Origin of the sequence: Saccharomonospora iraqiensis subsp. paurometabolica YIM 90007 (genome assembly GCF_000231035.2) — a bacterium.
In the GTDB taxonomy this organism is placed as follows: domain Bacteria; phylum Actinomycetota; class Actinomycetes; order Mycobacteriales; family Pseudonocardiaceae; genus Saccharomonospora; species Saccharomonospora paurometabolica.
The window spans coordinates 179,530-191,513 of the sequence record NZ_KI912218.1; the positions used below are offsets into that span (position 1 = coordinate 179,530).

Sequence of the window (11,984 nt, forward strand, 5' to 3'; positions counted from 1 at the left end):
GGACGGCGACCACCGCGGCCACCACGGCCCGACGGCGGCGCCCGTCGCCGCGGCGCGGCGCACCGTCCGCACTGGTCAGCACCGGTGTCACCTCCTCGCGTCCCGGTAATCGGACTGTGCCACCGGCACCCCACGCGCACCGTGCGCACCACGCGGAACACCGGTTCCGAAGTGCGGATTTCGCTGGACAGAGGGATGTCCGAACCACACGGACGAGTGAAGGCACAATGAGCGTCGATGATCTGGGTCGCAGACCCGGAAGACGGGTGACGAGCCAGGGGGAGGCACCGCCGTGCGATTGAGGAATCGGCCGAACCCGGCGAATGGCGACCGTTCCGGTCGCCGCACGGCAGCGGTGACGGCGGCCGCCGGAACGGTCACGGCGATGGTCGGGACCTTCCTACCGTGGATGCGCTCGGGCTCGGTCCACCGCAGCAGCTATGAGACGGCGGCGCTGGTCGACCATCTCGGCGTGCTCTCCCATCCGGTGCTGGACGCGGTGCTGGTCGGGTGGGTGGCGCTCCCGTTGACGACCGCGGTGTGCCTCGTCCTGTTCGCCGTCGGACGGTGGAGGTCCGCCTCGGCGGTCACGATCGCGCTTTTCCTGGCGGTGGGAACCGTGTCCACCCCGGTGCTCGTCCAAGGCGCCGATACCGACGGCGTGGTCTCCGTCTCCCTCGCAGGACCGGTGACCACGACCGTGGGCGCGGTGGCCGCGATCACCGGAGCGCTCGGCGTCCTCGGTGGGGCGCGGAAGGCGCGGAAGGTGCGCACGGCCGGACAGGAAACGACCAGAGAGCAGGTGCCAGACCCGTGACGACTCCAGGCCCGGACGGGGAGTGGCGACAGCCACCCCAGCAACCACCGGGACAGCAGTACCCGGGACAGCAGTACCCGGGACAGCAGTACCCGGGACAGCCCGGACAGCAGTACCCCGGACAGCCCGGACAGCAGTACCCCGGACAGCAGTACCCCGGACAGCCCGGACAGCCGGTTCCGGGGAGCCCGTATCCCTGGCCCGGGACACCGCAGGGGTATCCGGGACAGCCGAACCCCTCCGGTGGCCCCCCGGCCGGGAAACGCACACGCGGGCTCGTCCTCTCGCTCGTCGTGGGGCTCGTGCTCGCGCTCGGTGGGGGCGCCACCTGGTTCGTGCTCGCGCAGCAGGACTCGGTCACCTCCGGTGCGGCCACTCCGGAGGAGGCGGCGACCGGGTTCGTCACGGCCCTGGGCGAGAACGACATGCTCGGCCTGATCAACGCCCTCGCCCCGGAAGAGGCGGGGATCCTGACCGACCTGTCCGAACAGGGGCTGGCCGAGGCGAAGCGGCTCGGACTGGCCGCGCAGGACACCGATCTGAACGGGTTGATGCCGCTCCGGGTCGAGACCGACCAGCTCCGTTTCGATCCGCAGGCCTCCGAACGGGTCCACGAGGACCTGGTGATCACCAGGTTGACCGGCGGTTCGCTGACCGTGGAGCTCGACCCGGACGCCATGGCCCTGTCCCCGCAGTACCGCGACATGCTCCAGCAGCAGGGAATGGCACCCGCGGGCGGGGTGCGGGCCATGACCGGGTCGGTCACCGCCGGCGAACTCGAACGGATGCTCGGCGAACCGCTCGGCGTGGCCACCGTGCGACGCGACGGGTCGTGGTATCCCAGTCTCCTCCACACGCTCGGTGACCTGCTGCTGCACGAGATCGGGGCACCGTGGCCGGACGAGTCGATCCCCGCCGACGGTGCCGACTCGCCCGAGGCGGCGGTGCGCCGGACCGCGCAGGCGGTGCTGAACGGCGACCTGGAGCGGGCGGTCGAGCTGCTCCCCCCGGACGAGATGGCGGTGCTGCACACGCTCGGCCCGCTGCTGAGGGAGATGGGACCGCCCCCGACCGGCATCGAGATCACCGGGATGGGCAGCGAAACGTCACAGGTCACCGGCGGGACCCGGGTCACGATCACCGAACTGGAGCTGCGGATCCCGAACCGGGGCGAGGTGTCGGTGACCCGGGACGGCGGGTGCTACGTCCTCGCGGGGGCGGTCCGCGAGGAATTCTGCGCCGAGGATCTCGCCGCCCAGCTGGTGGCGGCGAGCCTGCAGGGCGCCCCGCCCGGGATGGAACCGTCCGCCGAGGAGGTCGCCCTGTTCACGACGATGGCCGAGGGCGTCTTCGGCGAGGGCCTGGGACTCGTGACCACCGAGGTCGACGGGGAACACTTCCTGAACCCGCTGCGCACTCTCGGTGACCTCTCCCTGCTGATGTACCGGGGCATGGATCCCGAGACGCTGCGGGAGATCATGGAAGGCGCCAACTGACGCCGACCGGAGTGTGCTCGCCGACTCCGGTCACGAAGGCCCGGCTACCACATCACGGTGCCGGGCCTTCGGCTATCCTGACCTTGACCAGAAAAAGTACGAGCGTACGGTTTAGGCAGGACGGTCCGACGCATCAGTGCGGCCGCTACGCAGGTGCGCAAGACTCGACCTGCCGCTACCCGAACAAACCGCCGCCATGGAGACAACGTGACTGCACCCGCCAGTAAGAACAGCTTCGGCGCCAGGGACACGCTCCAGGTCGGCAACGCCTCCTACGAGGTGTTCCGCCTGGACAAGGTGGAGGGGTCCCAGCGCCTCCCGTACAGCCTCAAGATCCTGCTCGAGAACCTGCTGCGCACGGAGGACGGCGCGAACATCACCGCCGAGCACATCCGCGCGCTCGGCGGCTGGGACCCGAAGGCCGAGCCGGCCACCGAGATCCAGTTCACGCCGGCCCGCGTGGTGATGCAGGACTTCACCGGTGTGCCCTGTGTCGTCGACCTCGCGACGATGCGGGAGGCCGTGACCGACCTCGGTGGCAGCCCGGACCAGGTCAACCCGCTCGCGCCCGCCGAGATGGTCATCGACCACTCCGTGGTCATCGACGTGTTCGGCCGCTCCGACGCCTTCGAGCGCAACGTCGAGATCGAGTACGAGCGCAACCGGGAGCGCTACCAGTTCCTGCGCTGGGGACAGAACTCGTTCGAGGAGTTCAAGGTCGTCCCGCCCGGCACCGGCATCGTGCACCAGGTCAACATCGAGCACCTCGCCCGTTCGATCATGGCCCGCAACGGCCAGGCCTACCCGGACACGTGCGTGGGCACCGACTCGCACACGACCATGGTCAACGGCCTCGGCGTCCTCGGCTGGGGCGTGGGCGGGATCGAGGCCGAGGCCGCGATGCTCGGCCAGCCCGTGTCGATGCTGATCCCCAACGTGGTCGGGTTCAAGCTCACCGGGGAGATCCCGCCCGGCGCGACCGCCACCGACGTGGTCCTCACCATCACCGAGATGCTGCGGCGGCACGGCGTGGTCGGCAAGTTCGTCGAGTTCTACGGCGAGGGCGTGGCCTCGGTCCCGCTGGCCAACCGCGCCACCATCGGCAACATGAGCCCCGAGTTCGGCTCCACCGCCGCGATCTTCCCGATCGACGACGAGACGCTGCGCTACCTCAAGCTCACCGGCCGCTCGGACGACCAGCTCGCACTGGTGGAGGCCTACGCCAAGGAACAGGGCCTGTGGCACGACCCGGCCCGGGAGCCGGAGTACTCCGAGTACCTGGAGCTGGACCTGTCCACCGTGGTGCCGTCCATCGCCGGTCCGAAGCGTCCGCAGGACCGCATCGCGCTCAGCGGGGCGAAGCCGTCGTTCCGCAGCTCGGTGCGCGAGTACGTCACCGACCACGGGCCCGTCCCGCACACCAAGATGGACGAGGCCGCCGAGGAGTCCTTCCCGGCCAGCGACTCGCCCGCCCTGGAGTTCGCCGACGACGACACGATGGCCGTGCACTCGGCCGCCCTCGGCGCCGACGGCAGGCCCAGCAAGCCGGTCACGGTGTCCTCGCCGGACCGCGGCCAGTTCGTGCTCGACCACGGCGCCGTGGTGATCGCCTCGATCACTTCGTGCACCAACACCTCGAACCCGTCGGTGATGCTGGGTGCGGCGCTGCTGGCGCGCAACGCGGTCGAGAAGGGCCTGACGGTCAAGCCGTGGGTCAAGACGTCCATGGCGCCCGGCTCGCAGGTGGTCACCGACTACTACGAGAAGGCCGGGCTGTGGCCGTACCTGGAGAAGCTGGGCTACCACCTGGTCGGCTACGGCTGCACCACCTGCATCGGCAACTCCGGCCCGCTGCCCGAGGAGATCTCGGCCGCGGTCTCGGAGAACGACCTCGCGGCCGTGTCGGTGCTGTCCGGCAACCGCAACTTCGAGGGCCGGATCAACCCCGACGTCAAGATGAACTACCTGGCCTCGCCGCCGCTGGTGATCGCCTACGCGCTGGCGGGCACGATGGACTTCGACTTCGAGAACCAGCCGCTGGGGCAGGACGGCGACGGCAACGACGTCTTCCTGCGCGACATCTGGCCGTCGCCGCAGGAGATCCAGCGGACCATCGAATCCGCCATCACCCAGGAGATGTTCACGTCGGACTACTCCGACGTCTTCGACGGTGGTGAGCGGTGGAAGTCGCTGCCCACCCCGGAGGGCGAGACGTTCGCGTGGGACCCGCAGTCCACCTACGTGCGCAGGCCCCCGTACTTCGAGGGCATGGGCGCCGAGCCGGACCCGGTCACCGACATCTCCGGCGCCCGGGTGCTGGCCAAGCTGGGCGACTCGGTCACCACCGACCACATCTCCCCGGCCGGCGCGATCAAGGCGGACTCCCCCGCGGGCCGCTACCTCATGGAGAACGGCGTCGAGCGCAAGGACTTCAACTCCTACGGCTCCCGCCGGGGCAACCACGAGGTGATGGTGCGCGGCACGTTCGCCAACATCCGGCTGCGCAACCTGCTGCTGGACGACGTGCAGGGCGGCTACACCCGCGACTTCACCCAGCCCGGCGGCCCGCAGGCGTTCATCTACGACGCCGCGCAGAACTACGCCGCGCAGGGCACGCCGCTGGTGGTGCTGGGCGGCACGGAGTACGGCTCCGGCTCGTCGCGGGACTGGGCCGCCAAGGGCACCCGGCTGCTCGGGGTGCGCGCCGTGATCGCCGAGTCGTTCGAGCGCATCCACCGCTCGAACCTCATCGGCATGGGCGTGGCACCGCTGCAGTTCCCGGACGGGTCCTCGGCGGACTCGCTCGGCCTGGACGGCACGGAGACCTACGACATCGCCGGGCTCACCACGCTGAACAACGGGGAGACGCCCGAGACGGTGCGGGTCACCGCCACGAAGGACGACGGCTCGACGGTCACCTTCGACGCCGTGGTGCGCATCGACACCCCGGGTGAGGCCGACTACTACCGCAACGGCGGCATCCTGCAGTACGTGCTGCGCAAGATGACCGCCTGAGTTCCCGGAGGCCGGAACACCCTCCGGCCCGACCGGCACGGAAACGGCCCGTCGCGCGAGACCCCGTCCCGCGGCGGGCCGTTTCCACGGGTGCGGGCGAGGCCACCCGGCACGCCCGCCGATTGGAGTTGTCGATGACACTCGCCGCGGTTCTCGCGGGTCTGGCCGTGTTCGCGGGCGCGCTGGTGCAGGGCACCGTCGGCTACGGCATGAACCTGATCGCGGCGCCGCTGCTGGCCCTGGTCGATCCCGCACTGGTGCCCGTCCCACTGCTCGTGGTCGCGCTGGCCCACGCCGGGCTGTCGGTGGCGCGGGAACGCGAGGACACCGACTGGGCCGGTGTGCGCTGGGCGATGCTGGGCCGGATCCCCGGCACGGCGCTCGGGGTCCTGGCCGTCGCGGTGCTCGCCCCCGGCCCGTTCGCGACGGTGGTCGGGCTCGCGGTGCTGGCGTGTGTGGTGCTGTCGCTGGTGTCCTGGCGGCCGCACCCCCGGCCCGGACCGCTGCTGGTCGCCGGGGTCGCCAGCGGCACGTTCGGCACCGCCGCCTCGATCGGCGGGCCGCCGCTGGCGCTGCTGTACCAGCACTCCCCCGCCGCCCGGATCCGCTCCACCATGGCCGCGTTATTCGCCCTCGGGTCGGCGCTGTCGCTGGCCGCGCTGGCCGTCGCCGGGCAGGTCGGTCGGCACGACCTGCTCGCGGCGCTGTGGCTGCTGCCGTTCCTGCTCGCCGGATTCCTGGTCTCCGGTCCGGCACGCCGGCTGCTGCACGGCGGCCGGATCCGGGTCGCCGTGCTCACGGTGGCCGCCGCGAGCGCGGTCACCCTCATCGCGCGCGGCCTCGCCGGCTGAGCCGGGTCTCGTGTTCAGCGGAGCTCACCGGTGATGATCCACAGGTGGCCGAACGGGTCGCGCAGGCGCCCCGCGCGTTCGCCGTAGGGGCGGTTCTCGATCGGCACCACCACCTCGGCGCCGTGGGCGGCCATCCGCTCACCGAGTGCGTCCGGGTCGTCCACCCGGACTTCGAGGAGCACCGCGGAGCCGCCGAAATCATCCGGTGAGAGCCAGCCCCACGCTGTGACGGCGGCCGAGACGCGGAAGACCGTGCCCACGAGGTCGTGCTCGATGGCGCTGGGGCGACCATCGTCCATCCGTGGAGCACGGAACACCTCCCGGGAGCCGAGTGCGTCGCGGTAGAAACGCGACGCGGCTTCCGGGTCGGGCACGATCAGACGTGGCCGGAGGTGCGTCGTCGCGGTGCTGCCCGCTCCGGCCCGGCCCGTGTGGGCGAGAACGTTGAGGATCGTCCCACTCGGATCCTCGACGAAGAAGCGGCGTACCCCCCAGGGCTCGTCGGTCAGGGGGTAGACCACACGCAGCCCACGGTGGAGCGCGGCGTCGTGTGCGGCCTCGACAGCCGTCGGGTCACCCAGGTCGACCCCGAATCGCGGCTGGGGTTCCTCGAAACCGTCGGGCGGGACGAGCACCTGGGCGGTGCGGTTCGTCGGCGAGATCAGCCCGAGCACGGGCTCCTCCATCGCCACCTCGAGACCGAGCACCTCGGTGTAGAAGGCCCGGGACGATTCGAGATCCTGCCCGTCCGCGTAGCAGACGAGCCGGACCGGGGATGCGGTGTCGATCAGGTCAGTCATCCGGGATGTTCCTTTCGTGGTGCGGCGTTGTCCGGGTCCACTGCAGATGGACGAGTTGCCAGGGCGTGCCCTCCTCGAAGACCGCGGTCATGACGGTGGGAACAGCGGCGTCGTCGGCGGCGGTGGCGACCTCGGCGGTGACGGTGAGGACCGTGGTCGTCGCACCGACAAGCCGGACGACCGGCTCGGTGAGGATCCGGTGACGGCGGTAGGGCGGGTGGCTCTCCACCGAGTCGAGACAGCCCTGCTTGTCGACGGGGCCGCTCATGCCGGGAAACACCAACACGGCGTCCCGGCGCAGGTGACGCTGGAAGAAGGTCACGTCGCCGGCCGCGAAGGCATCGAGGAATCCGCCCATCCGCGCGAGCAACGTGCGAGTCCGAGGCTGATCGGAGACCGCTTGGAGTTCGGCGGCCCAGCAGGTCGAGCGCAGCCAACCGGCGAGGGCCTCCAGCGCCGCCGGTCGCAGCTCGTAGGCACGGCCGCGGCCGTCGTCCGCGACGTCCCCCCGCGCGATGACCTGAGCCTCGCGTAGCTGGTTCAGGTGCCGGCTCAGCGCGGCCGGGGTCGAGCCCGTCGCCGCCGCCAGCTCGCTCGTACGCCTCGGACCGGCAGTCAGGGCATCGAGGATGCGTACGCGGGTCGGATCGCCGAGGATCCGCGCCAGGACAGCCGTCTCGACCATGACCACATCTTACTCACGCAAGCGAAAGTGACAAACCCACGCGTGAGTGACATCGGCGAGGCAGGGCCGGCACGCACACCGACCTGCGATCACGGCCCGTCGTTCGGTGCCGCCCGGTCCCCCGGAGTCAGTTGACCGGGGTGAGCACGAAGATCGGCAGATCGCGGCCCGCGGTCTGCCGCTCCATCCCGTATCCCGGCCAGTACGCCAGCAACCGCCGCCACATCCGGCGGTACTCGGCGTCGTGCAGTTCCCGTGCCCGCACCGGGATCTCCCGTCCGGCGACGGTCACGGTGGCGTCGGGGTGCGCCCGGAGGTTGAACGTCCAGCCGGGATCCCGCCGCCGTCCCCAGTTCGAGCCGACGACCACGTACCCGTCACCGTCCGGCAGGGACAGCAGATTCGTCCCGCGCGGCGCACCGCTGCGCCGGCCGAGGGTGGTCAGGTGCACCGACGGCAGTCCGGCGAGGCCGACCAGGCTGATCCGGCCGCGGAAGACCCGGTGCAGCACCCGGTCGGCCCGGACGATCACGCCGGAGCGGCGCATCACCCAGGGCCGGGTGCCCAGAACACGGGCCAACGCAGGTAACGGGTTCCGCACGGGCGCATCCGATCACGCCCCGGGTGGTTCAGGAAACCGCCTCCGCCAACGACACCGCGAACCGGCGTCCGGAGTCGGTCCAGAAGTGCCGGAGCGCGAACCCCGCCCCGGCGAGCTCGGCGCGCACGCCCTCCTCCCGGAACTTGGCGGAGACCTCGGTGCGGATCTCCTCCCCCGCGGCGAAGGACACCTCCAGACCGGCCCCGGGAATGCGGACGGTGGTGTCCGCGCGGGCCCGCAGCCGCATCTCGATCCACTCGTTGTCCGCGTCCCAGTGCGCGACGTGGGCGAACAGACCGGGATCGAAGTCCGCGCCCAACCGGGCGTTGAGCACGTGCAGCACGTTGCGGTTGAACTCCGCGGTCACCCCCGCCGCGTCGTCGTAGGCCCGCACCAGGGTGGCCGGGTCCTTGACGAGGTCGGTGCCGAGCAGGAACCACTCGCCGTCGGTGAGCACGTCGCGCACCGACGCCAGGAACTTCGCCCGCTCGTCCGGCGGGAAGTTGCCGATCGTGCCGCCCAGGAAGGCCACCAGTCGTGGGCGGCTGCCCGGCAGCGCGGCCAGACTCGCCGTGAAGTCCCCCACGACACCGTGCACCGAGAGGTCCGGGTAGTCCCGGCTGACCGCGTCGGCCGCCTCGGTCAGGGCGGAGGCGGACACGTCCATCGGCACGAACCGGCTCAGTGTGCCGTGCGCCCGCAGCGCGTCCAGCAGCGACCGGGTCTTCTCACTGGACCCCGACCCCAGCTCGACGAGGGTGTGCGCCCCGGTCGCGGCCGCCACGGCACCCGACCGGACGCGCAGGATCTCCCGTTCGGCCCGGGTCGGGTAGTACTCGGGCAGTGCGGTGATCCGGTCGAACAGTTCACTGCCCCGGGCGTCGTAGAGCCACTTGGACGGCAGCCACTTCCGCGTCGCCGACAGGCCCTCCCGCACATCCGCGCGCAGCGCCTCGGTGACGTCCTCGGTGCTGCCGTGGGTCTCCACCCGCACATCGCTCACGCCTGACTCCGTTCTCCTCCGAGACTGTCGATGTCCACCCGGACCGCCGGGTGCCCGGCGCCGACCTCGGTGTCTCCACCGTCCGGGGACACCGCCCGCCGGGCGACGACGAGGCCGCCGTCGGGGACCGGCTCCCAGCCGGGGTCGGCGTCCCAGGGCTCCGAGGCGACGAACACCCCGTCCGGGCCGGACGGCGACCGCAGGACGGACAGCGCGTGTCCCCACGCGGTGGCGATCAGCAGGTCCCGCCCGACGAGCAGCAGGTTCAGCCGCGATCCCGGCGCGGCCTGCGCGACCTCCCAGGTCAGCCGCAACACGGCGTCGACCGGATCGTCCCCGTCGTGCAGGCGCCGCCGCAGCAGCGCCCACAGCAGGGCGGAGTCCGTCGGCGCGGGCAACCGCAGCAGCTCCGCCACGGGCAGCTTCTCCGCCGCGGCGGACACCGACTCCGGCCAGCCGGAGACGACGCCGTTGTGGCTGAACAGCCATTCGTCGTCGGCGAACGGCGCGCAGGCGGCCTCGGTCACCGGCATGCCGGGTGTGCCGGACCGCACCGCGGCGACCCACCGGTCCGACCGGACCGTCTCGGCCAGCCGGGGCAGGTCCTCGTCGGTCCACACCGGCGCCGGCCGGCGGTAGCGGACGGGGCGGCCGTCATCGGCGAACCAGCCGAGGCCAAACCCGTCCACGTTGACCGTGCCGCCGCCCCGCATGTCCGCCGGGGCCCACGCCTGCACCGTCAGCGCGTGCGGCGCGCGCACCAGGGGGTGGTGCGGCGAGGTCGGCACGCCGAGATACCCCAGATGTCTACACACCCGCGCCCCCGGCGTGCCCGGTCCCGCTCCCGGGACCGTCGACGTCCCGCGCGCACCGGAACCCCGCGAAGATCTGCCTGCGGATCGGGAAGTCCCAGTTGCGGAAGGTGCCCCGGATCGCGACCGCGTCGGTGCCGAACGAGCCGCCCCGCAGCACCTTGTACTCCGGGCCGAAGAACACCTCGGAGTACTCGCGGTAGGGGAACGCCGTGAACCCCGGGTACGGCCGGAAGTCGCTGCTGGTCCATTCCCACACGTCCCCGATGAGCTGGTGCACCCCGAGTGGGGAGGCACCCTCCGGGTAGGCCCCCACCGGGGCGGGCCGCAGGTGCCGCTGGCCCAGGTTGGCGTGTTCGGCGCGCGGTTCGTCGTCGCCCCACGGGTACCGTGCCGACCGGCCGGTGGACGGGTCGAACCGGGCGGCCTTCTCCCATTCGGCCTCGGTGGGCAGCCGCTTGCCCGCCCACGCCGCGTAGGCGCTCGCCTCGTGGTGGGACACGTGCATCACGGGTTCGTCGTCCGGGACGGGTTCGTGCACCCCGAACCGGCGGCGCCACCACGTCCCGTCCGCGCGGTACCAGAAACGGGGGGCGGTGATGTCGTGCTCGGTGCGGTAGTGCCAGCCCGGTCCGCTCCACCACCGGGGGTCCTCGTATCCGCCCGCGTCGACGAACGCGGCGAACTCCGCGTTCGTCACCGGGGTGGTGTCCAGGGCGAAGGTGTCGACCGACACCTCGTGGGCGGGCCGTTCGTTGTCCAGTGCCCACGGCTCCACCGAGGTCCCCATCAGGAAGGTGCCGCCGGGCACGACGACCTCCGCGGGCAGTGTGCCCGCCCGCCGGGGCGGCGGCGGGGGCGCGTGCAGCGCCGGCTCGCCCCGCCGCAACTGGTGGGTCGCCAGCATCGTCTCGTCGTGCTGCTGCTCGTGCTGGGCGATCATGCCGAAGGCGAACGCGGTGTCGGTCAACGCGCGCCCCTCCAGCGGCGCCCGGTCCAGCACGTGCAGCGCCTTCTCCCGCACCTGCCCGACGTACGACCGCGCCTCGCCGGGGCCCAGCAGCGGCAGTTGCGGACGGTCGGACCGGGGGTGCTGGAAGGCGTCGTAGAGGTCGTCGATGTCCGGGCGCAGCGGTTCGCGCCCGCCGACGTCGCGGACCAGCCAGATCTCCTCCTGGCTGCCGATGTGGGCCAGGTCCCACACCAGCGGCGACATCAACGGCGAGTGCTGCGCCACCAGGTCGTCGTCGTCGACGGCGTCGGTGAGGGCGGCGCTGCGGTCACGCGCCCGGGTCAGCACGTCCGCGGTGTGCGTGCGTAACCGGGTCGCGCCCATCGCGGACAGCGGATCGGCGGACTCGGTGTGGGTCCGGGTCATCGGAGCACTCCCTTCCTGTCCCCGGGCGCACGACCCTCGTGCACCCGGCGGTGCGCGGTGCGCGCGACGTCGGTGACCGTGTCCGCCGGAAGGTCTACATCGGACAGTCGCTCGCTGCCGAGGTCGACCACCCGGCGGGCCGCTGCGGCGATGTCCGGATCGGACAGACCGCACCGGGCCGCATCCGCCCACCTGCCCGCCACCGGTGCGCAGATCTCGAGCACACGGTCCACCGTGTCCGGACGCTGCAACAACGCCACGAGCAGCGCGGCAGGGGCCAGCCACCCGGTGACCGGCTGGGCGTCCAGGTACCGGATCTCCAAATACCCGTGCGGGCGTACCGGTGTGAACAGGGTGCTCAGGTGGTAGTCCAGATCGGCCGTCGTCGGCGGGGGCAGTGTGCGCGCCGCCTTCCGGCGCCCGATCCAGTCGGCGAAGGTCAGCCCGTCCGGCGCGTCCCACGGGCCGCCGCGACGCGGCAACACCATCAGCGGTGTGTCCAGCACCCGGCGCGCCCACGCCGCCG

General features: G+C 71.9%; 10 protein-coding genes and 1 pseudogene. 4 read left to right on the plus strand and 7 right to left on the minus strand.

What is annotated here, in order from left to right:
* Nucleotides 1-385: 385 nt before the first annotated feature.
* The 4 genes and pseudogenes from SACPADRAFT_RS26325 to SACPADRAFT_RS0208105 all read left to right on the plus strand — a co-directional run.
* A complete protein-coding gene (locus SACPADRAFT_RS26325; protein ID WP_198048283.1) occupies nucleotides 386-817 on the plus strand; it encodes a hypothetical protein in 432 nt (143 codons plus the stop codon).
* The gene (locus tag SACPADRAFT_RS32455; protein WP_007024831.1) at nucleotides 814-2,313 is read left to right on the plus strand and encodes a hypothetical protein; all 1,500 of its coding nucleotides are present in this window, start codon (nucleotides 814-816) and stop codon (nucleotides 2,311-2,313) included. The genes SACPADRAFT_RS26325 and SACPADRAFT_RS32455 overlap by 4 nt, the downstream gene beginning before the upstream one ends.
* A gap of 207 nt (nucleotides 2,314-2,520) precedes the next feature.
* Nucleotides 2,521-5,328, plus strand: a complete 2,808-nt coding sequence (locus SACPADRAFT_RS0208100; RefSeq protein WP_007024830.1) for an aconitate hydratase — start codon at nucleotides 2,521-2,523, stop codon at nucleotides 5,326-5,328.
* Between the two features lie 137 nt (nucleotides 5,329-5,465).
* A pseudogene (locus SACPADRAFT_RS0208105) lies at nucleotides 5,466-6,179 on the plus strand (sulfite exporter TauE/SafE family protein); the annotation flags it as partial.
* 14 nt (nucleotides 6,180-6,193) lie between these two features.
* Here the strand turns inward: SACPADRAFT_RS0208105 and SACPADRAFT_RS0208110 are convergent.
* The 7 genes from SACPADRAFT_RS0208110 to SACPADRAFT_RS26330 form a co-directional block, all read right to left on the minus strand.
* Entirely contained in the window at nucleotides 6,194-6,979 is a 786-nt protein-coding gene (locus tag SACPADRAFT_RS0208110; protein WP_007024828.1) for a VOC family protein, read from the minus strand.
* The gene (locus SACPADRAFT_RS0208115; RefSeq protein WP_007024827.1) at nucleotides 6,972-7,664 is read right to left on the minus strand and encodes an ArsR/SmtB family transcription factor; all 693 of its coding nucleotides are present in this window, start codon (nucleotides 7,662-7,664) and stop codon (nucleotides 6,972-6,974) included. The genes SACPADRAFT_RS0208110 and SACPADRAFT_RS0208115 overlap by 8 nt, the downstream gene beginning before the upstream one ends.
* Nucleotides 7,665-7,791: 127 nt before the next feature.
* Nucleotides 7,792-8,265, minus strand: a complete 474-nt coding sequence (locus SACPADRAFT_RS0208120) for a nitroreductase family deazaflavin-dependent oxidoreductase (protein ID WP_007024826.1) — start codon at nucleotides 8,263-8,265, stop codon at nucleotides 7,792-7,794.
* A 28-nt stretch (nucleotides 8,266-8,293) separates the two neighbouring features.
* Nucleotides 8,294-9,268 carry an L-histidine N(alpha)-methyltransferase gene (gene egtD, locus SACPADRAFT_RS0208125; RefSeq protein ID WP_007024825.1) on the minus strand — a complete coding sequence of 325 codons (975 nt, stop codon included), beginning with the start codon at nucleotides 9,266-9,268 and terminating at the stop codon, nucleotides 8,294-8,296.
* Entirely contained in the window at nucleotides 9,265-10,083 is an 819-nt protein-coding gene (egtC, locus tag SACPADRAFT_RS0208130) for an ergothioneine biosynthesis protein EgtC (protein WP_007024824.1), read from the minus strand. The genes egtD and egtC overlap by 4 nt, the downstream gene beginning before the upstream one ends.
* Nucleotides 10,076-11,458 (minus strand): ergothioneine biosynthesis protein EgtB, encoded by a 1,383-nt coding sequence (gene egtB / locus SACPADRAFT_RS0208135; RefSeq protein WP_007024823.1) that lies wholly within the window; start codon nucleotides 11,456-11,458, stop codon nucleotides 10,076-10,078. The genes egtC and egtB overlap by 8 nt, the downstream gene beginning before the upstream one ends.
* Nucleotides 11,455-11,984, minus strand: a 530-nt coding sequence (locus SACPADRAFT_RS26330; protein WP_007024822.1) for a glutamate-cysteine ligase family protein, incomplete at its 5' end; no start/stop codon positions are given. The genes SACPADRAFT_RS26330 and egtB, both read right to left, overlap by 4 nt.

Excerpts from the sequence above, each read along its gene's own strand:
- SACPADRAFT_RS26325 (WP_198048283.1), top strand. The coding sequence starts at position 386 with ATGGTCGGGACCTTCCTACCGTGGATGCGCTCGGGCTCGGTCCACCGC.
- SACPADRAFT_RS0208110 (WP_007024828.1), bottom strand. The coding sequence starts at position 6,979 with ATGACTGACCTGATCGACACCGCATCCCCGGTCCGGCTCGTCTGCTAC.
- SACPADRAFT_RS0208115 (WP_007024827.1), bottom strand. The coding sequence starts at position 7,664 with ATGGTCGAGACGGCTGTCCTGGCGCGGATCCTCGGCGATCCGACCCGC.
- egtB (WP_007024823.1), bottom strand. The coding sequence starts at position 11,458 with ATGACCCGGACCCACACCGAGTCCGCCGATCCGCTGTCCGCGATGGGC.